This window comes from Pelobacter seleniigenes DSM 18267 (assembly GCF_000711225.1).
Lineage (GTDB): Bacteria > Desulfobacterota > Desulfuromonadia > Desulfuromonadales > Geopsychrobacteraceae > Seleniibacterium > Seleniibacterium seleniigenes.
This window is the reverse complement of the sequence record NZ_JOMG01000004.1, coordinates 930,831-951,164: the sequence shown is the minus strand read 5'-3', so window position 1 is coordinate 951,164 and position 20,334 is coordinate 930,831. Positions and strand designations below refer to the sequence as shown.

Annotated in this window: 19 protein-coding genes; 15 read left to right on the top strand and 4 right to left on the bottom strand. The window is 53.7% G+C overall.

The window, feature by feature from the left end:
- The 12 genes from N909_RS0121260 to N909_RS0121200 form a co-directional block, all read left to right on the top strand.
- On the top strand, window positions 1-1,876 hold a 1,876-nt coding region (locus N909_RS0121260; protein ID WP_036684206.1), incomplete at its 5' end, for an efflux RND transporter permease subunit.
- 432 nt (window positions 1,877-2,308) lie between these two features.
- Window positions 2,309-4,804 (top strand): multicopper oxidase domain-containing protein, encoded by a 2,496-nt coding sequence (locus tag N909_RS0121255; protein WP_051690006.1) that lies wholly within the window; start codon window positions 2,309-2,311, stop codon window positions 4,802-4,804.
- 162 nt (window positions 4,805-4,966) lie between these two features.
- Entirely contained in the window at window positions 4,967-5,413 is a 447-nt protein-coding gene (locus tag N909_RS0121250) for an FKBP-type peptidyl-prolyl cis-trans isomerase N-terminal domain-containing protein (protein ID WP_029918122.1), read from the top strand.
- Window positions 5,410-6,135 carry an FKBP-type peptidyl-prolyl cis-trans isomerase N-terminal domain-containing protein gene (locus tag N909_RS0121245; protein WP_029918121.1) on the top strand — a complete coding sequence of 242 codons (726 nt, stop codon included), beginning with the start codon at window positions 5,410-5,412 and terminating at the stop codon, window positions 6,133-6,135. Before N909_RS0121250 ends, N909_RS0121245 begins: the two co-directional genes overlap by 4 nt.
- Before the next feature lie 69 nt (window positions 6,136-6,204).
- A complete protein-coding gene (locus N909_RS0121240) occupies window positions 6,205-6,879 on the top strand; it encodes an FKBP-type peptidyl-prolyl cis-trans isomerase N-terminal domain-containing protein (protein WP_029918120.1) in 675 nt (224 codons plus the stop codon).
- Window positions 6,880-6,933: 54 nt separating this feature from the next.
- Window positions 6,934-7,611, top strand: a complete 678-nt coding sequence (locus tag N909_RS0121235; protein WP_051690005.1) for an FKBP-type peptidyl-prolyl cis-trans isomerase — start codon at window positions 6,934-6,936, stop codon at window positions 7,609-7,611.
- A 378-nt stretch (window positions 7,612-7,989) separates the two neighbouring features.
- Window positions 7,990-9,321, top strand: a complete 1,332-nt coding sequence (locus N909_RS0121225; RefSeq protein ID WP_029918118.1) for a multiheme c-type cytochrome — start codon at window positions 7,990-7,992, stop codon at window positions 9,319-9,321.
- A 325-nt stretch (window positions 9,322-9,646) separates the two neighbouring features.
- The gene (locus N909_RS0121220; RefSeq protein WP_029918117.1) at window positions 9,647-10,267 is read left to right on the top strand and encodes a TetR/AcrR family transcriptional regulator; all 621 of its coding nucleotides are present in this window, start codon (window positions 9,647-9,649) and stop codon (window positions 10,265-10,267) included.
- Window positions 10,264-10,920, top strand: coding sequence for a ferredoxin--NADP reductase (locus tag N909_RS0121215; protein ID WP_029918116.1), 657 nt, complete (start codon window positions 10,264-10,266; stop codon window positions 10,918-10,920). Before N909_RS0121220 ends, N909_RS0121215 begins: the two co-directional genes overlap by 4 nt.
- Window positions 10,907-11,815, top strand: coding sequence for a radical SAM protein (locus N909_RS0121210; protein ID WP_029918115.1), 909 nt, complete (start codon window positions 10,907-10,909; stop codon window positions 11,813-11,815). Before N909_RS0121215 ends, N909_RS0121210 begins: the two co-directional genes overlap by 14 nt.
- A gap of 69 nt (window positions 11,816-11,884) precedes the next feature.
- On the top strand, window positions 11,885-13,261 hold the full coding sequence (locus N909_RS0121205) for an SLC5/6 family protein (RefSeq protein WP_029918114.1): 1,377 nt from the start codon (window positions 11,885-11,887) through the stop codon (window positions 13,259-13,261).
- Between the two features lie 3 nt (window positions 13,262-13,264).
- Entirely contained in the window at window positions 13,265-14,116 is an 852-nt protein-coding gene (locus N909_RS0121200) for a metallophosphoesterase family protein (protein WP_029918113.1), read from the top strand.
- A gap of 110 nt (window positions 14,117-14,226) precedes the next feature.
- On the opposite strand, the gene N909_RS26235 is transcribed toward N909_RS0121200, so the two are convergent.
- The 4 genes from N909_RS26235 to N909_RS0121180 form a co-directional block, all read right to left on the bottom strand.
- Window positions 14,227-15,006, bottom strand: a complete 780-nt coding sequence (locus N909_RS26235) for a choice-of-anchor N protein (protein WP_029918112.1) — start codon at window positions 15,004-15,006, stop codon at window positions 14,227-14,229.
- A gap of 284 nt (window positions 15,007-15,290) precedes the next feature.
- Complete coding sequence (locus N909_RS24125) at window positions 15,291-15,467, bottom strand: DUF3012 domain-containing protein (RefSeq protein ID WP_036684418.1); 177 nt, start codon at window positions 15,465-15,467, stop codon at window positions 15,291-15,293.
- A gap of 70 nt (window positions 15,468-15,537) precedes the next feature.
- On the bottom strand, window positions 15,538-15,990 hold the full coding sequence (locus tag N909_RS0121185; RefSeq protein WP_029918111.1) for a hypothetical protein: 453 nt from the start codon (window positions 15,988-15,990) through the stop codon (window positions 15,538-15,540).
- 443 nt (window positions 15,991-16,433) lie between these two features.
- Window positions 16,434-17,339 (bottom strand): helix-turn-helix transcriptional regulator, encoded by a 906-nt coding sequence (locus tag N909_RS0121180; protein WP_051690003.1) that lies wholly within the window; start codon window positions 17,337-17,339, stop codon window positions 16,434-16,436.
- Between the two features lie 397 nt (window positions 17,340-17,736).
- On the opposite strand from N909_RS0121180, the gene N909_RS25835 reads away from it, so the two are divergent.
- From N909_RS25835 to N909_RS0121165, 3 genes are all read left to right on the top strand, one after another.
- Complete coding sequence (locus N909_RS25835) at window positions 17,737-17,955, top strand: hypothetical protein (protein WP_155006030.1); 219 nt, start codon at window positions 17,737-17,739, stop codon at window positions 17,953-17,955.
- A 30-nt stretch (window positions 17,956-17,985) separates the two neighbouring features.
- Complete coding sequence (locus tag N909_RS0121170) at window positions 17,986-18,441, top strand: Lrp/AsnC family transcriptional regulator (RefSeq protein ID WP_029918108.1); 456 nt, start codon at window positions 17,986-17,988, stop codon at window positions 18,439-18,441.
- Window positions 18,442-18,675: 234 nt separating this feature from the next.
- Complete coding sequence (locus tag N909_RS0121165; RefSeq protein ID WP_029918107.1) at window positions 18,676-20,016, top strand: IS1380 family transposase; 1,341 nt, start codon at window positions 18,676-18,678, stop codon at window positions 20,014-20,016.
- Window positions 20,017-20,334 lie beyond the last annotated feature (318 nt).

Here is a 20,334-nt window from a genome sequence, read left to right as displayed (position 1 = left end):
CGCCCTGCAGGAACAGTCCGGTCGGTTGTTCAAACCCCTCGCCTATACCAAAACCTATGCCATGGCCGCAGCCGCGCTGCTCTCGGTGACCCTGGTGCCGATTCTGATGGGCTGGTTTATTCGCGGCAAGATCAAGCCGGAAACCCACAATCCAATCAACCGGTTCTTTATCTGGATCTACCACCCGCTGGTCAATTTCGTCCTCAAGTGGCGCTGGCCGAGCCTGTTGCTGGCCCTGCTTTTAACCCTGTCGATTCTCTGGCCGCTACACCTGGCGCCCAGACCCCTCGGCAGCGAATTCATGCCTCCGCTGCAGGAGGGCGACCTGCTTTATATGCCAACCACCCTGCCGGGGATTTCCACCACCAAAGCACGTGAATTGCTCCAACAGACCGATCGGATCATTGCCTCTTTCCCTGAGGTCGCCAAAACCTTCGGTAAGATCGGCCGCGCCGAAACCGCTACCGACCCGGCCCCGCTGTCCATGCTGGAAACAACCATCATGCTCAAACCGCGCGAGCAATGGCGCCAGGTGCAACGTAAGCGCTTCTATTCGGACTGGCCGGCTGCCCTCGATTTCGTCAAAACCCCGCTGGCCTGGATCTGGCCGGAGCAAAGTCCCATCGATATCGACACCCTGGTCAACGAGTTGGACCGGGAAATCCAGTTCCCCGGCCTGACCAACGCCTGGACGATGCCGATCAGGGCACGCATCGACATGCTCTCCACCGGTATCAAAACCCCGGTCGGCATCAAAATCATGGGGGAGGATCTGCCCACCCTCTCTGCCCTCGGCGAGCAGATCGAAGCCCTGATGCGACAGCAGGAAGGAGCGCTCAGCGCCTACTCCGAACGTGCCGTGGGCGGCTATTACCTGGACTTTGTTGTCGATCGCCGCGCCGCCGCCCGCTACGGCCTGACCGTCGGCCAGGTTCAGGAGATCATCCAGACCGCCATCGGCGGCAGTAACATCACTCAGACCGTTGAAGGGCTGGAACGTTACCCGGTCAATCTGCGCTATCAGCGCGACTTCCGCAATGACCTGCCCGCCCTCAACCGGGTTCTGGTCCCGCTGGACGACGGTAGTCACGTCCCCATATCGCAACTGGCCCGGCTGGAAATACTCCAGGGGCCGCCAATGATCAAGAGCGAGAATGCCCGCCGCACGGTCTGGGTTTATGTTGACCTGCGCAATATCGATGTCGGCACCTTTGTGGCCGCAGCCCAACAGGCAGTAGCCGAGCAGATCAGCCTTCCCGAAGGGTACAGCCTGATCTGGAGCGGTCAGTATGAATATCTCCAGGCCGCTCACCAACGGCTGCAGCTGATCATCCCACTGACGTTGCTGCTGATTGTGCTGATCATCTACCTGAATACCAGATCGATCGCCAAAACATTGATCGTCCTGTTGGCCGTCCCCTTCTCCCTGGTTGGAGCTTTCTGGTTTCTGTATCTACTGGGCTATCATCTGTCTGTGGCGACCTGGATCGGGCTGATCGCCCTGGCCGGACTTGATGCCGAAACCGGCGTGGTCATGCTGCTTTATCTGGACCTCTCCCAGCGGCTGTGGAGCGCACAGGGACGGCTGAATAACCGGGAGGATCTGAAAGAAGCCATTCATCATGGCGCGGTACGCCGGGTCCGCCCAAAAATCATGACCATTGCCGTGATTATCTTCGGACTGCTACCAATCATGTGGAGTCAAGGCAGCGGCGCCGACGTGATGAAACGGATTGCCGCACCCATGATCGGCGGAGTGATGACCTCGGGCATTATGGAACTGCTGCTTTATCCAGCTATCTATTATCTCTGGTTCGGGCGTAACCTTAATAAAAGGACAACTCCCTTAGTTGACTGCCGGAAGACGTTCTCATAGTAACCTCCAACACCCCGATTTATCGATATTTATTACAAGCATGATATCTTTTTCTTTTATTTAGAAAAAAATAATTTTGTTCTTAAAATCACCAAAAACTCAACTTTGAATCGATCAATAAAAACCTTGTTATTAAGTTATTCAATACAAGCATCGACAACCTATTGTAAACACGAATGAATTTTTCGGTCTTCCGTGCTATTTAGAAATTTCAACAATCCCATCATATAACAATAGGTAACACCCTGTTGTTTCAAGATTTTTATGGTAGGCATTTCCTACCAACCATTTCTATTTTCCCCCATAGACCAATGTACTTTCTTATATTACTGATTTAATAAACAAAATATTTCATAAACGTTACAAACATCCTCGGCTACCTACTGAACAGGCACCTGGTTTTCTCGTTTATCGAGACATAGGGAGGTAAAAATGCTTGAAAAAAGATGCAGCAGAAGCAAACGATGGGGGATTCTTTCAGTCTCCATGATTCTGGTTATGGCCTGGATTTCCGCTACGACCATGGCCGCCCCGTTACCGGGAGGAACCCTGGATCCGCTGACCATCCCCAAGTATGTGCAACCGCTGGTTATTCCCCCTGAAATGCCCACCGCCACCGTACAGCCAGCAGTTCCGGGCGTTGACCCGAACAACATCCCTGCGGCCAAATACAACATTGCGGTTCGCCAATTCCAGCAGCAGATTCTGCCCGGTGGAGTCTGGAACACAGTTAACGGACGCAGTGACGCGTTTCCACCAACCCCGATCTGGAGCTATGGCCCGGAACAGGATTTACCTCCTCCGGGGTATGTGGCCCCGGCAGCACTGGGAAGTCCGGGTGCGAATTACAACTATCCGGCCTTTACCGTTGAAAACCTTTCCAACAGCCCGACGACCGTGCGCTGGATCAATGATCTCAAAGATCCGGTCACCGGCAACTACCTTCCCCACATTCTGACCAATACCGTCGATCAGACCCTGCACTGGGCCAATCCGACCGGAACCGGCTGCGTTGACAGTGGCCTGCCGCAACAGACCGACTGTGCAACCCTTAATCCGGCGCCCTACACCGGACCGGTCCCGATTGTCACTCACGTCCACGGAGCCCATGTCAACCCAGAATCTGACGGTTATCCGGAAGCCTGGTGGCTGCCGGCAGCCAACAACATCCCGGCCGGGTACATCACCACCGGGACTCTCTACACCCAGTACGACAGCTCCACCGGTGCCGTCCAGGATTATAAAAATACGGTCGATTTCGATCCGGTTCCGGGCGCAGCGTTTTACAGTTATGAAAACAGCCAGCCGGCAGCAACTCTCTGGTATCATGACCACGCCCTGGGCATGACCCGACTCAACGTCTATGCCGGCCCGGCCGGTTTCTGGCTGATCCGTGGCAGCTACGATGCTCCCACCACGACCGGTGGCGCCCCTGCCGTTTTACCAGGGCCTGCCCCAAGCGGCATGGCAGACCCGAACTTTGATCCAGCTGTCCGGCAGACCATTCGCGAGATCCCGATCGTGATCCAGGATCGTTCCTTTAATACCGACGGCTCCCTGTTCTACCCGAATACCCGGGCGTTCTTTGACGGCTTTAACGGCCCCTATGTCGGCGATGCCAATGCCGGCAGCGATATCGCGCCGATCTGGAACCCGGAAGCGTTTTTCAACACCATGGTGGTCAACGGCACCACTTGGCCTCAATTTGAGGTCGCGCCGGCCAAATACCGCTTCCGGCTGCTTAATGGCAGCAACTCACGCTTTATCAATCTGTCGATGTTTGAGGTGATCCCCACGCCATTTGTCAATCAGGTCGACGCAGCCTTAATTCGCCTGATCAATCGCCTTGCGGTCCGTTTCCCGGCCCGGGCAGCGCGTTTGCAGGCTCGCCTGGTGGCTGCCCAGAACCAACGTCCGGTTCGCTACGGGATTGAGGTTCCTTTTTATCAGATCGGTGGCGATCAGGGTTTCCTGCCTAACGTGGTCATGATCCAGACCGGTTCCGCAGCGGTCCTGCCCGGTGACGGAACGATCCCGGCCCCGGTACCACTGCCCGATCCGATGCAGGCGCTGTTGATGGCCCCGGCTGAACGCGCCGATGTTATCGTCGATTTCAGCGGTCTGCCGAACGGAACCATTGTCCGCGTACTCAACACCGCGCCGGACGCCCCCTTTGGCGGGTTCCCGGATATCCCGGCTGATCCGGCCACCTCCGGCCAGGTCATGCAGTTTGTCGTCAATAATGCGCTGACCGTACTGGCAGATGCCACCACCACCTCACCGTTGGCTTTGACCATGAATGCCGAGCCGGATATTACGGCAACCGCTTCGGTCACCCGCCAATTGAGCCTGAATGAAGAAGAGTCCGCCCAGGTCTGCGTCACGGTCGGACCGACCGGGGCCATTACCACCGTGGCAACGTTCCCGGCCCCCAATCCGAATATCGTCGCGGACTGCGCTGCCTTAGGTGCGGTTCCCCAGGCGCCAAAAGCTGCCCTGCTGGGGACGATCGGGTCTGACCCGCTGGTCGCCAACAGCCCGCTAGCCAGTTCTCCGATGTTGTGGAGAGATCCGGTGACCGAAAACCCGGCCCTTAACTCAACGGAAAACTGGGATTTCTACAACCTGACGGTAGACGGCCATCCGATCCATATGCACCTGGTCCGTTACGAAATCGTTCATCGCCAGTTGTTTGATCCGCTCAGCCCGACCTTTGCCCCCATCGGCGCACCGATTCCGCCGTTGCCCAACGAACTCGGAATGAAGGATACGGTGCTGACCTATCCCGGCGAGATCACCCGGGTTAAGGCCACCTTTGACATCCCGGGGCTGTATGTCTGGCATTGCCATATCGTTGAACACGAAGACAACGAAATGATGCGCCCCTACTATGTCGGGACCAAACCTCAAGGGTTCCCGGTGCCCTGATTCGTCAGGTCGCAGTTAACGATGTTGCCGCCCCAAAACCGCGGGGCGGCAACTTTTCACTCTGCAAATGGTGAGAAGCAAGGTAAAATCTACAAACAAAACATAGTTTGAAATCAAGCAACCATGATCGGCACATTCCCCCTGTCGCGACAAGGACCTGCAATGAGAACGATTCTTTTACTGACTCTATTCATCTCCCTGTCAGGCGCACTCCCCGCTTTCGCCCAAAACAGTCAGCGGCTGGATGATATCAATTACAGCTTCGGCCACTTTTTAGGCAAGGATCTCCAGCGCAACGCCGTCCAGTTGCGCATTGATCGCCTCCTGGACGGGCTCTTTGATGCCTCGGAGCAACTGGAGCCTCAATATTCACAGGACGAGATGCAGGCATTGCGAACTGTTAAACAAGCCAAGGAAGAAGATATTCTAGAAAAGATCAACTATGCCTATGGCTATAAAACCGGCCAAGAGATTGTTGCGGCCAAGGTTGAAATTAACGCTGAACCGCTCCTGTTCGGAGTCACCGATGTCACCGACCACAAAAAATTGCGGTTCAGCGTCAAGGAGATGACCGAGTTGCTGGCTCAACTGAAAAAGGACCAGCCATGAAAACCCATCGCCTGCTGGTCGAACTTCTGATCTGCACGTTTTTTGCCGCGGCTGTCCCCGTAATTGCCGCCGAGCCGCAGGTTATTAAGGATCGGTTGGATGAGATCAATTACAGTCTCGGTTATCAGCTGGGGCAACAACTGCGCGAGAAAAAACTGGAGTTCAGGCCGGAAACCCTCTGGCAGGGGGTTTACGACGGGGCCAATCATGCGCAACCGTTCATGACCGAAGAGGCCATGCGACGGGTCCTGGAACAGTTGGCACCTCAGTCGCCGGCAGCGGCGGAAAGGCCTGCCCCGAAGACGGTTGAACCCCAAAAAGATATCATCGGCTACCGTCTGGAGGGGCAGAAATTTATTGCCGAAAACAGCCAGAAGGAAGGTGTTGAATCCCTGCCGAGCGGCGTGCAGTACAAAATCCTCAAGACCGGGCAAGGCAAACATCCCCAACCGACCGATGCGGTCCTGGTCAATTACAAGGCCAAAAATGTGGATGGCGAAGTTTATGACAGCAGTTTCCCCCTGGGCATTCCGACTCCGACAGAATTCAAAGTCAATAAACTGATCCCGGGGCTGGCGCAGGTTCTCCCCATGATGCGGGAAGGCGACAAGTGGGAAATTTATATCCCGACCCGGATGGCCTACCGGGATACCGGCCCCATGGCCGGACAGACCGTTATCTACGAAATGGAACTCCTGGAAATCCTGCCGGAATTCCACTGATCCTGAACACGGTGGACGGTCTAATAGCATTTTGACAACCGGACAAGTTCCCCACAGAGCGGAGGCGTCATGCACCGAACCCTTTTCATCACCGCCCTACTCATCGGCTTTGCCATAGCGACCAGCGCCGCTGATCGACCGGTCCTGAACGGGAAAAATGACGAAATCAATTACAGTGTCGGTCACCAGGTCGGTCGCGACCTGCTCCGTCAGCAGGTCAAGGTCAACCCGGAAGTCCTGTTGCAGGGGATCATCGATGCCACCAGCGGCAATGAACCGTTGATGCCCTTTGACCAGATGATCACTACCCTGGCCGAACTGCGGGAGAAGATTGTCAAGCTGGCCGAACAACAAAAACTCGACATCCGCCAGGCCGGTCAGAAATTCCTTGCTGAGAACAAAAGCAAAGACGGAGTTGTCAGTCTGGCAAGCGGGCTGCAATACAAAGTCCTGCAAACCGGCAGCGGACCGCAACCAGCCGCCACAGACCGGGTTCGGGTGGCTTATACCGGTCAGGATATCTATGGCCAGCAGTTTGACAGCACCACCAAGAACGGCACCGCCTCACCGGTTGAATTCACGATCGATAAAGTTATCCCGGGGTGGGCCGAAGCGCTGAAAATGATGCCGGAAGGGAGTGAGTGGGAGCTTTACATCCCCTACAACCTCGCTTTTAAGGACAGCGGTCCCCTGGCCGGCCAGACCGTCGTCTATAAAATCAAACTCATCAAAGTCAATCCATAGCTGTGCCTGGTTGGTCATATAACCGCAAGTCAACGGATAAAAACCGGATGCCTTATGAAAAAAAATCTACTCTGCTTCATGCTGTTCATTCTGCTCTTCCCAGCTTCCTTCGGCCACACTGAAGACCCGCCGGAGCTGACCGGTTTGAATGCAGTCAGCTATGCCGCCGGTTTCCGGCTGGGCGATATGTTCGTCAAACAACGTATTCCCCTGATTCCGGAAATGGTCATGCGCGGGCTGGAAGACGCCCGTAAAACCGATATCCCTTTACTCCCCAAGGGAGAAATGCGGACCATCCTGAGTGATCCCCGCAAATACCTCATTGAAAGCGCTGCGCAGAGAGAAGATCTGGCAAAAAAAGCCGGCCAGAGTTTTCTGTCCGCCAATGCCCGGGAGCAAGGAGTGACCGTGCTTCCCAGCGGCTTGCAATATCGCATTATTGCGGCAGGGAGCGGAGCGCAGCCGCAGAGCGCCGACAGTGTCCAGCTGAATTATGAAGCGGCCACCGTCAACGGCCAGGTTTTCGATTCCACCTACCGCAAAGGGACACCCGCCACCCTTGCAATCAACCAGCTGATCCCGGGATTAGCAGAAGGGCTGCAGTTGATGACCGAAGGGAGCACATGGGAGCTCTATATTCCCCCCAGCCTCGGCTATGGCAAACGCGGACCGCTCGCGGATCAGACTCTGGTCTATACGGTTGAATTGCTGAAAGTTATGCCACCCCAATAGCTCACTCAAAGCAGCATTCGGCATGCGGTTATCCCCCATCGAGGTCAAAGGTTTCTCTTTTGACTGCCGGATAAAAATAAACGATACCAATACCACAGCTTTTTTTTGGACCCTGGTTGAGATCTGCAAAATAGCTGTTTTGATTTTATTTGAACCTTCTTGTCTTCAGATACTTACCCTTTTGACGTGAAATGTATTCAACGGCCACATTGTCATTCTACTGAGGGCCCCGGTGTCGCTTGGAAATGTCCCGGACTGGACTTTTCAAGCAACTGCCAGCTGAGTTTCCGAAGCCAGAACCTGCTTCGGATAGGCACAAGAGTCGACTCAGACAACGACACCGCTATTGGTCAATTTCATTCTTCAGGAGGTATTCCCATGAAAACAAGGAATCGCGTTACGATTTGGCTCGTTGGTCTGATACTTTGTTGCGGTCTGTTTCTGACCGCGTGCGGTGGCGGAGGGGGCGGCGGAGATAATGACGATGACAGCAGTAACGTTCCCGCAACCGGCAGTGATTACACCCTGCTGGCCTGGAATGATCTGGGCATGCACTGCCTGAACCCGACCTATGACACCCTGGTCATCCTGCCGCCCTACAATACGGTCTGGGCCCAACTGGTCAAACGCGGCAGCCCGCCGCAGATCGTCACCAGCGGGGTCACCCTCTCCTATCGGCTGGTCAACAATACCTCCTCGGCCGACAAAACCTATTCCGGCTTCGGCAGTGACTATGGCCAGTTCTGGACTTATGTCCTCGATTTGTTCGGGATCACCCTGACGCCGGATACCGGGCTCAACCTGGTTGATCCAACCCGCCATAACGGTCTTTCCGGCACCATGGTCGTATCCGGAAGCCACTTCGAGGTCAACGGAATCCCCGCCACCCCGGTCGATGATGACGGGGTGTGGAACCCTTACCAGGTGATCGAAATCACCGCCAAGGATGGTAACGGCAATACTCTTGCCCAGACCCGCGCCACCGTGCCGACGTCGGATGAGATCAACTGCGCAAAGTGCCATGGAACAAATGCATTCGCCAATATCCTACAGTTGCATGATGCTGGAGAAGGAACCAGCCTTGCCAGCAGCACCCCGGTGCTCTGCGCCTCCTGTCATGGCAGCCCGGCTTTGAATGCTCCAAATAATGGAGCGCCCTACCTCTCTCAGGCTATCCACGGTTACCATGCTACGCACAGCACCGCAACCTGCTACGACTGCCACCCGGGGACCACAACCAAATGTAACCGCAGCCTTGCCCATACCGCAGCCGACGGCAATTGCACCAGTTGCCACGGGACCCTGCAGAATGTCGCCACCACCATCGCCAACGGCCGGATTCCCTGGGGATCAGAGCCGAACTGCAGCGATTGTCATACCGGCGTGGCCGAGGTCAATACCGGCACCGTGCTCTATCGCAATGCGGTCGGGCATGGCGGCATGAACTGCGCGGCCTGTCATGGCAGCCCCCATGCCATGTATCCTTCCCGCGAGGCCACAGACAACTATCAACCCCTGCAATATCAGGGGAAAGCTCTTTCCCTGGGCAGTTGTGCGGTCTGCCATTCAGGTTCCAAAGGGGAAGGTTCCGGAGAATTTATTGAGGAGCACGGCTCCGGTAATCCGAGCGCCTGCAATGTCTGTCATACCAGCATCACCAGCAGCAATACTTCTTTATGGCCCCATGCGTTTCAGTGGACCAATCGTTGACCGCTCGGTAGCAGGCTGCTGCAATCCAAAGGCTGGCCGACCAGAAGCAATGACCTTCCCTCTCTCATTGCTTCTGGGAAGTCAGAAAATACTCCACCTTTTCGGCCAGGTTGCCTGACTTGAGCAGCGTGGCCGAAGCGTTTCCCCGTAAGCCCCCGTCATATTTGCAATCATCTCTGTGCGCTGTCTTTTGGCAGCCAGATAAAGATTTTATAAACCTCAGATCAAGATTTCTCTGAACACCTGTTCAGCCATTGACAAAAACGGTCATTTCCGTTGATAAAGTTAATATACCAAACGGTCTGTTTTTGTAGATGAGGGAATTATGTCGACCAAAGGGGACTTGACGCGCTCCAAAATTCTTGCTAATGCCAGCCAGGTTTTCCAACGCAAGGGAATCCTGGCAACAACGGTGACCGACCTGCTCAACGCAACCGGGACCACCAAGGGCAACCTTTACTTTCATTTTTCAAGCAAGGAAGATATCGGTCTGGAAGTGCTCCAGAAAGCGCATGCGGCCTTCAATTCATTTCTGGATGAAGCACTGACCGGCCCCACCCCAGGGGCAGCCCTGGAGCACTTTTTTGCCGGAGTGCTGGAGCGCAACCTGGCCAAAGGTGCGAACGGCGGCTGTATTTTTGGTAATACAGCCCTGGAAGCGGCCGATACCGCACCGCGCTTTGCCCGGTTGGTTCAACATGTCTTTAACGATTGGATCAGTCGCCTGGAAAGCATGGTTGCCGCAGCGCAGCAACGCGGGCAAATCCGTCGCGACCTTCCGCCAGTCGAGTTGGCCGAGCTGATTGTCGAAACCATCGAGGGGGCCATTATGCAAGCCCGTCTGCAGCAGGAAACCGGTCCTTTGGCGCGGGCATTGAACGCGTTGCGGGTGGTCCTTGAACTGGACTCGTTTGCGGTATCAGCACCAGAGGGGGAAGCGCGATGATCGAACTGAAGGTTCGCAGCGTGCACTTTTTGACCGAGAGCCTCTTTGAACTGCAACTGGAACGGGGAAAGATTGTCTTTGAACCCGGCTCCTGTGTCGCCGTTTTCAATCCGCAGGGGGAATCCCGTCCTTACAGCATTGCTTCGGGGACCGGTGAGTCCGCCTTGCGGTTATTGATCCGGCGCCTTCCGGGCGGCCAGGTCAGTGACTGGTTGGCCGACCGCAAACCCGGCGACGGGTTGACCATCAGTGCTCCTTTCGGCTGGTTCCGGCCGGCCGGTGGACAGGCGGGAAAACGTGTCTACTTTGCCACCGGCACCGGGATCGCTCCATTTTTAAGCTGCCTGCGCAGCCGCCCCGCGGCGCAGCCGGAACTCTGCCTGTATGGCGTAACCAGGCAAATGGACGCCTTTGCCCTGCCGGAACTGCAAAACCAGCCCTGGTTCCGTCTGGCAACCTCGCAAGAACGCCAGAACGGACACTTTTACGGCCGCATTACCGGGCTCCTCGACCAGGTCCCGCTGGCAACGGATATTCATTATTATCTGTGCGGCCTGGACAGCATGATCGACGACATCAGCACCTGGCTGGAAAGCCGGGGGATCGACTTTACTCAAATTCATCGGGAGATTTTTTTCTATGAAAACGGATAACACTGACCAGTGGCTCAAAACCAGCCAGAACGAGCCACGTGGCTATATTCAACCGCAACGTCTGGATGAGCTCTGGTTCCATACCGGAACCAACTGCAACCTGCGTTGCCCTTTCTGCCTGGAAGGCTCCAAACCAGGGGACAATCGGATCGAATTTTTGACCCTGACCGACGCCCGGCGTTTTATTACCGAAGCCCTTGATCTCGGTGTGAAAAAATTCTCCTTCACCGGCGGCGAACCCTTCGTCAACCCCGAGTTCACCGCCATTCTGGCCGCAGCCCTGGAGCACCGACCCTGTCTGGTCCTGACCAACGCCACCGAGCCGCTGATGAATCGCCTGGCCGAAGTGCGCGCATTGGCGGAGCAACCGAACCCGCTCAATTTCAGGGTCAGCCTCGATCACCCCGATCCGGCCAAGCATGACGAATCACGCGGCAAGGGCAACTTTAAAAAAGCCCTCGCCACCCTCGGCCGGCTGCATGCCATGGGCTTTGGCGTGTCCATTGCCCGGCTGATGCTGCCCAATGAAGACAGCGCCGCGGTTGACCGGGCCTATGCACCCTACTTTCGATCTGCCGGGGTTCCAGAAGACATCACCATCATCAAATTTCCCGAATTTCACCTGCCCGGCTCTTTCCCCGAGGTCCCGGAGATCACCGAAACCTGTATGACCCGGTACCTCAATGCCGATCAGCGCGACGCCTTCATGTGTAATTTCAGTAAAATGATCGTCCGCAAAAACGGTCGCTGTGGGGTCTACGCCTGCACCCTGGTTGATGACCTGTCCGTGTACGATCTGGGCAGCACCCTGCAGGAAGCCATGAGCAAACGGGTTATGCTCGGCCATCATCGTTGCTATTCCTGTTTCGCCTGCGGAGCCAGTTGTTCGGAATAAACTTTAACAACAATGTATTAATTAGCTGATAAATAAAGATTTATAGCTTGTCTGACAGGAGAGCTTTTTATGGATTACATTCTGCCGGTCTTCGCCGGTTTTGTCGCCCTCGCTTCGGTGCTGATTTCTCCGCGAGCGGAAAGCGAAGGGGCATTTTATCAGGGCCAGGGAATTGACGGAAGCCAGCCCGGACTGCTGACTCTGACCTTTTCCCAGGTGACCACCTGGATCTTCGCCCGGTCCTTGATGAATGCAGCGATCCTCGGCTTTTATTACGGTATCTGGGGAACCCTGGCTTATGCCTGCTATTACCTGTCGTTTCTAACTGGTGGCAAAATCATCGACAGCCTCCGTCATGAGCAGGGCTTCAGCAGTGTCCAGGCATTCCTGATGGCGCGTTTCGGCAGCTGGGGAACCGGCTGCTATAATTTCGTGATCGCCATCCGTTTGATCAGCGAAGTGTTCGCCAACCTGCTGGTCATCGGGATCCTCTTCGGGGTGGCCGGGAGCAGCGCCTATACCCTGACCATCCTGGCTTTTTCCGCCATCACTCTGGGCTATTCCATGCTCGGCGGGCTACGTGCATCGTTGCGCACCGACCTGTTTCAGATGGTTATTTTCCTCGGTACGCTGTTGTTGCTGCTGGCTTTGGTGGTGACCAACCACGCGGTCGGTTTCGCCGACCTCTGGGTTAAACCCTTTGTGATTGATCAACCCGGCCCGGTCCTGATGCTGGTTGCGCTCCTGCAGGTCTGGAGCTACCCCATGCACGACCCGGTGATGATGGACCGTGGCTTTCTGGCCAACCGGGAAACCACCCGGAAAAGTTTTCTGCACGCTGCCTGGATCAGCATTGTCTGCATTGTCGCCTTCGGCTGTCTTGGCGTTCTGGCCGGAGCGCATGCGGTTACCGGCGCCAGCATGAACGACACCCTCATGCAGCTGTTGGGAACCGTCCCGATGATGCTGTTCAACGCCGCCCTGGTCATCTCGGCGATGTCGACCCTGGACAGCACGCTATCCAGTTCGGCCAAGCTTCTGGCGGTGGACATGGGCGTCATGAAGATGAGCCTGCGCAACGGCCGTGCAGTCATGGCCGTGTTCATGCTGATCGGGCTGGCCCTGGTCTTCTGGGGGAACAAAGACCTGTTCAGTGCGGTGGCGGTGAGCGGCACTGCCTCCCTTTACCTGGCGCCGGTCATCTTCTTTTCCCTCTGGGGCAAACAGGAGCGCATTCCCCTCTGGAGCTATCTGTCCAGCTTTGTTTTGGCTCTGGCCGCGGCCGTGCTTTATTTCACCGAATCGAGCGGCTACAGCCATCTGCTCGGCGATATTCACAAGTACACCAAATTACTCTACCTGACCATCGCTGTTCTCGGCCTCGGTTGCCTCGCATTCTGGGTTGGCGGCAAAACCACCTCCGGTTCGCTCTCGAAACGGGATTAGGCCATGTCTCAACTGCCTGATTCACTGAACCTCGGCTCCATTGACGAACCACTGCTGATTTTCGGCGGTCCTTACAGCAACCTGGCTGCGACCGCAGCCATGCGCCAATGGGCTGAACAGCATCAGTTTCCGCCCCGGCGGGTGATCTGCACCGGCGATATCATTGCCTATTGTGGCGAACCCCGGGAGTGTCTGGAGTTAATCCAGGATTGGGGCATTGCGGTGGTCCAGGGGAACTGCGAACAGGCTTTGGCCGCAGAGGCCCCTGATTGCGGTTGCGGGTTCGCCGAAGGTTCAGCCTGCTCGTTACTGTCCGTCAACTGGTACCACTTTGCCCGCAACAGTTTGACAGCGGCAGAGCGGGCTTGGCTGGCAACCCTGCCGCGGGCCCTCCATTGCAGCATGCATGGCCGCACCATTCAGCTGATCCACGGCGGCGTCAACCAGACCAATCGCTTCCTCTTCGCTTCCAGCGCTGAGCAGACCCTGTACCAAGAGCTTGAACATTCCGCTGCCGACATCGTTATCGGCGGCCACTGCGGCATCCCCTGGGGGAGGATTCTTGACCGCCGAGCCTGGCTGAACGCCGGCGCCATCGGCCTGCCCGCCAACGATGGCACCCAGGACGGCTGGTTTATGCTGCTCTCCCCGACTCCCCACGGACTGCATTGCCGCTGGCAGCGACTTGTTTACAGTGCCGCGACCAGCGTTGAAAAGATGCGGGCCGCCGGGTTGAGCGGTGGTTACGCAGAGACCTTGCAAAACGGGCTCTGGCCAAGCATGGATGTGTTGCCCGCGCTGGAACGCAGCCGCCAGGGAATTCCCCTGCAGTTGGAGGATCTACTGATCAGTTGATGGCTGGCTGGCAGCCGAAGAAACTCTTTAAACGACAAAAGCGGAACCAGTTTAGGTTCCGCTTTTGTTTACCTGTCGAAATTATTTACATCTGACTAGAGTTCAACCTGTCATTTAGCTCTCTTCCGGTATAAGGCCAGCCCGGCAATGCCACACCCCAGCAAAATGAGTGTCGACGGCTCGGGAACAGGGGCCGGGGCTTTCCAGGTCACATCTTTGGAATTCGGGCTGAACAGATCGTTGGTAAACAGGCTGGTTTTGTTTTGCCCGTTCCCATACGCTGTTTCCAAGGCCATCAGATCAAAGTGAATCCAACTGAGATCACCCATTCCGGCCAGGGTAAGGCTTTTGACTTCGCCATCCTTTAATGCGGCACCGGGATCTTGAAAGTTTGGCACCTCAGCGCTGTTGTTGGCAAAAGTTCCGATATCGAAAAACAGGAAATCTGAGGTCAACGCTTTCAACGGATCATGGCTGTTGTTGAAATAGCTATTATTGGCGTCCCAAGCGAAAGCATTATTGCCATTGATGGTCAAACTCGCAAAAGCGTTGGCACCCAGTCCGTCAGCCACCGAAACCAGCAAAACTGCGCCATGCCCATTGAACACATCGGCAAATCCGAACGACGACCAGTCCGGCCCGGTCAGATAAGCACCACCCAGGTTCACGACCGAACCGTCCTGATACTGCCCCGCCGCAACAATCTGATTGCCGCTGGTGAGCGCAGTATCTGTTTCGGTCGGGTTTGATGATGAGGACGTATTGACGACATAGCCGCCGGAACCCGTCGGCACACCGACCTGAAGAATCGGGGTTGCCCATGCGGAGAGTGGGGCCATCAGGAGAAAAAATAGAATAACGATTATATTTAGCATATCTTTATTTCTCATAGTCGAATCCTTTCCTCGAAAAAATTCTTTACCATATGAGTAAGCAATAAATATGCCCTTGAACAAACCCCAATTATATCGGCAAGATAAAAGACAATTTCGTCGTTCATCGACTCAATGTAAATAATATCGACAACGCTCTAGTTCTCACCGCGCCATCCTTGACCTGCCTTAATGCCAGCCTGTTTAGACTTGGGAAAACTTGGGTAAATCAAGCCAAACGAAAACAGGCGGCCATGGCGACCGCCTGTTTCAACAGGTCAAGACAGCAGTTCCTCCAGCTGTTATTTAAAGAGACAATACTTGGTGTAATCAGCGGCTTCGCTAGCGGTCCAGTCTTTCTTGGGTTTTTCTTTCATGTTTTTACACCAATCGTCACTGCCGACCTCCGGCGAACAGGCCGAGAGCAACGCGACAAAAGCCAACAGCAACAACAGGCCAATCATTTTTTGTATCCGCATCACATTCCTCCCAATTTTCCATTCATAATGTTCAAAAATTTCATCGCTTCGACTCATCAAAAAAGGGATTTCAGCCCTTCCCTTTCCCCTTATGCTTATCCTTTTTATGCCCTTTCCCTTGCGAATCTTCAGCTCCATAGAGATCGTTCCCTTGCTTGAGAGCCTTGAACTCACTTGAACCGGGCTTAATACCCAGGCTTTTTGCCAGCGCCCCCCAGCCCTTGCCTTGCTCGGACCGATAGCGATCCAACACATATCTGGGCGGCCGTGACGTCATCTCACCCAGACGCAACACCATATAGGCGTCAGCCGGGTTGGCAACATTATCCAGGACAACCCTGACTTGGGCATCGCCAATCTTAAAGCGCGTGGCCAACTGCGCCCTGAACCCGGAAAGATCAGCCCGAGCGCGCAGACTCAGGTCATGCATCCAATCAAAGTCACCGGCATGCGCCGCAGAAACCGCAAACAGAGGAACCAGCAACAGCAGCAGAACAAAGCCATTCTTTACAGTTTTCATCATCTGTCTTCCTTTTCAATTCTTTTCATTTAGATGTTCTATCGACTGAGCGCCATAGTGAGAAAAAACAGCACCATCCTACGCCACCCAGCCCGCCCTAAGATTCTGGAATTTATTGATTAAAAAGGTTGACAATATACGCCGATTGGCAACAAAGGTCAAAAGTTACAATAAGGCAGTTGATCACCAACAAAACCGAGCATAGAGAGTTTCACTCAAGAGACATGGTCACGCCAAGATAAACGTGGGGAAGAAAGACACTGGCCAGGCATGCGGCCAAAGACTACGACGTTGATAGCGAAATTTTTGAGTGAAGAAGCGGAATGATGCCAACGCATAAGTTTTCAGATTGGAAACGAGCAATTTTTCGTTGTGGCAAGAGAATCAAGGGCTTATGCGGAGGATTGACACAGCGACGGCGGAAAAGGGCCATTTCCGGATGACAACTACCTAAGCTTGCGGACTTGATCCTCCAAAGCCAGATTGAGGTAATTCCGTAAATTGATCTTTCGGTTGGTCAACTTAAGCTTCTTTCGGATGCTCTCCCGATGTCGATTCACCGTGGCCAGGGAGATCCCACGTACATGCGCGATCTCTTTTGTCGTCATCCCCGATCGAATCATATTGCAGATCAGCAGTTCCGTATGGGTTAGCTTAAAAATGATGGCCTTATCTTCTTCAACAAAAGGAGCAACGATATTCCTCAGGTTTTTCTTGAGAATACTCAAATAAATCTTCTGTTTTTTATCAACATCAACCTCTAACTCGTTGATAATAGGCATCAATATCTTATCGATTTTTGCCTGAATCATCCCCCCGAAGATCCGCTTCTCCCTCTGGCTCTGCCTTAGAAAGTCGTGCAGAGACTCATTGGTGTCTTGCAGCGACTTCCTTTCAATGAGCAGTTCCTGTTGGGACAAAATTTTCTCCGCAACATTGGAAATCTGCTCTGCAATCGTATTAAGCATAAATCTTTCTTCCTTAAGGAATGGACCCTCAAAGGCCTTGGGCCGTTCCTCAAGGTAATAAATTTCGATATCACCACTTTTTTCCCCGAAAACATCGATACTTGCGCTCTGCTTCCATTCAGAAACCTGAAAATTAGCAGACGTATAGACATCCCCATTAAATACGATCCTTATGCAAGTCATCTCGGGATACTGCCAGGCCCCGGGCAAGATCACGGTCAGATCGGCGAAGACGGCAGCAATAGACTTGTCATTCCTCTGGATCGATTTAGACACCCGGTAAAGACAATCAAGTTCCTTAACCCTCTCCCGAAGCGCTTTATCAAGGGATTCTTTGCCGGCCTTGATCCTGTCGAAAATTTGCCCTGTTGTGAAATCATCCATTTTTCATACAGTTCCAGCTAAATTGCCTATAAAAAATAGGGATTAAATAGGTAAATTTATCGTATTTACGCTTAGACTATTTGAACCTAAGATCGAAGTCAATAAAGGAAGTTAAAAGCATCCAATTTGGCTGACAATCATGGGATTCATAAACAACATTCTCGGCTTGAAAAAAAATACAGGACCGATCGACGTGAACCTCTACATCCAGATTTCCTCACATATTAGCGAGATGATCGGTCTGTTCGGCTACCACTTCAAAGGGCAGAGCTTGCCCAGGAAGAACTGCCTAGACATCTGTGCAATGTCTTTAAATTGCCATAAAAATCTGTTGAATACAGCGGATCTAAAATTTTATGACGAGCAAATCTTATTGGCAAAAAATGTTTACTCAATCATGGCGAACGAGATCAACAATCAAAATGCCATTTACGATATCGTTTTTTCCGGAAATTCAGACATGGACTGGACACTGTCCTGTGCGACCTTAAACAACCTTTACAACCTGGAATTAAACGAAAAATCGATATTGGCCTTTTTCTATCTGCACCAGATCTACAATGGCCATTATTTCAATCTAACGTTACCGAAAAGAGACAGGTTGAACAGTTACTAAAAACTTAACCTTTCCAACCCAGGGATGAGCATGCTGGATTTAACCGATATTAAAATTTTGAATGAACTGCAGAGCGACGGACGCATCAGCATTGCAAAACTGTCGCAAAAGGTCGACATCTCCAATTCATCCTGCCTGCGGCGGGTTAAATCCCTTGAAAAAAACGGGATCATCGAAAAGTATACGGCCCTTTTGAGCCAGAAAAAATTCGGGATTACCAGTGAGATTTTCCTGTTGATTAAAATGAAGAATCAAAGCAGAAAAACCCTGGAGAAATTCCAGGATCACATCCATACACTCACCGAAGTCATGGAATGCTTTCTCCTGTCCGGAGAATTCGATTATCTCATCAAGCTAGGCGTCAAGAACAACGAAAACCTACTTGCCGTCCATAACAAAATCGCAGAAGCATCGGATGTCGCAAGAATCAATTCTTTCTTCTCATTGCAGAAGATCATTCAAAAAACCGCCATTCCGCTTAAATAGTTGGCATCCGGAAACGATTATCTGGGGCGGCAGGTCGAACACCCAAATCAACCTATTTTCATACTGCTATTTTCAGGCTAATCAGAGCCTTGAAGGCCGTCACGGTTGAACTATAACCTGAATCAGTGAGCTTAAGAACTTAAAACTGCCTTCGATCTTTGACAATCAGCTGATTTTATTGTGGTTTTCTGCTATCTTTGAACTGCTTCGAATTTCACCCAAGGAGTTTTGGTTGTGACGTTTCCCCGGTTCAAGATTGAGCAGTCCAAGCAGGAATTCTATACCTCCAACTCCGGTCTGGCCTTGACTGGCGTGGCACTGAATCGTTTCACCACGCTGACCTCACGGGTTGATAAGGCGGCTCCGAAGCGGGGAATTGCCACGTCAGATGTGGTCCGCAGTTATCTGGGGTTGCTCTGTCAGGGCAAGAGCGACTTTGCGGCGATCCGCCCCTTTTTTGAGGATGATGAATTCTTCCGCTGTTCTCTCGGACTGACAAAAGTGCCGTCACCCGAGACCTTGCGCCAGCGGCTTGACCAGTTCGCCGAGGTGCTGCGCACCATTGTCGATTTCTGCTCGGTGGAGTTCCTCAAAAAAGCCAAGGCCCAGCTCTCGCCGCTGTCCACTGGCCACATGCCGCTGGATCTGGATGTGTTTACCCTCGACAATTCTGACACCAAGAAAGAGGGCGTCTCCTACACCTACCGAGGCTTTAACGGCTATGCGCCGCTGGGTGTCTGGCTCGGGCTTGAAGGCTGGTGTCTGGAGATCGAGCACCGGCCCGGCTCCCAGCATGCGCAAGCAGGCTTTGTTCCGCTTCTTCTCCGATCGATTCGCAAGGCACGGGAACTGTCGGAAGCCCCTTTGCTGGTGCGCCTGGACAGTGCTCATGATGCCATCGCCACTCTGGTCTCACTCAAGGAGGCAGAAGCCGACTTCATCGTCAAATGGAATCGCCGTAACAGCGACATGCCGATCAAGGCGACGGACATCTTCGCTCATGGCAAACGGCTCAAGGACACCAAAACCGAACGTATTGCAATCATGACTGAAACCGTCGAACGCAGCTACCAGCATGAGGATGACGAAACCAGAACCATCAAGCTGCGCCGGGTGTTGCGCGCCAGTGAGCGTTGGTTCGATAAAGACGGCCCGCTGCTGACCCCCGACATCGAGGTCGAAGGCTGGTGGACCAGCCTCTCCAGCGACAAAGAGAAAGTCATCGAGCTGTACCAGGGGCACGCGCTGTGCGAACAGTATCACTCGGAACTCAAGACCGATCTCGACCTGGAGCGTTTGCCATCTGGAAAGTTCGCCACCAACGCCCTGGTGATGAGCTGTGCTGGCCTGGCCTACAACCTTCTCCGCGCCATCGGCCAGATCGGTTTGATGGATAAAAAACAGGCTCGCCGGGCAAAACAGCGGCGGCGGCTGAAAACCGTTTTGCAGGACCTGATGTACTTCGCCGCCCGGTTTCTGCGCCACGCCCATGGTCTGGCGCTGCGATTCAGTTGCCATGCACACTGGCAGACGCAGGCATTTACGAAAATCTATGAGCGGTTTGCCTATGGCTGAGATCTGCAACCAGCAGAACTGTGCTGAATAACACCGCATCCAAGGCGGTGGCTGGTTACGCACGTCCACAATCTGCAAATGAGCGAGCAGAACGAGAGAAATAATCAGCTGAATTGTCAAAGAGCATGGCCGTCTTGATCAAAACAGACGAGCCTTAAGCAAAATCAACTGCGAAAATGGTGTCGCAGGCAAACAGCAAATGTGCCGATGGGCTGCCTCACTGATTCAGGTATAAAAAAGCCCAGAATAGCACGATAAAAGCGACAACAAAGAAAACAATATAATTGCCCATGACATCCCCCCTACAAAATAAAACCT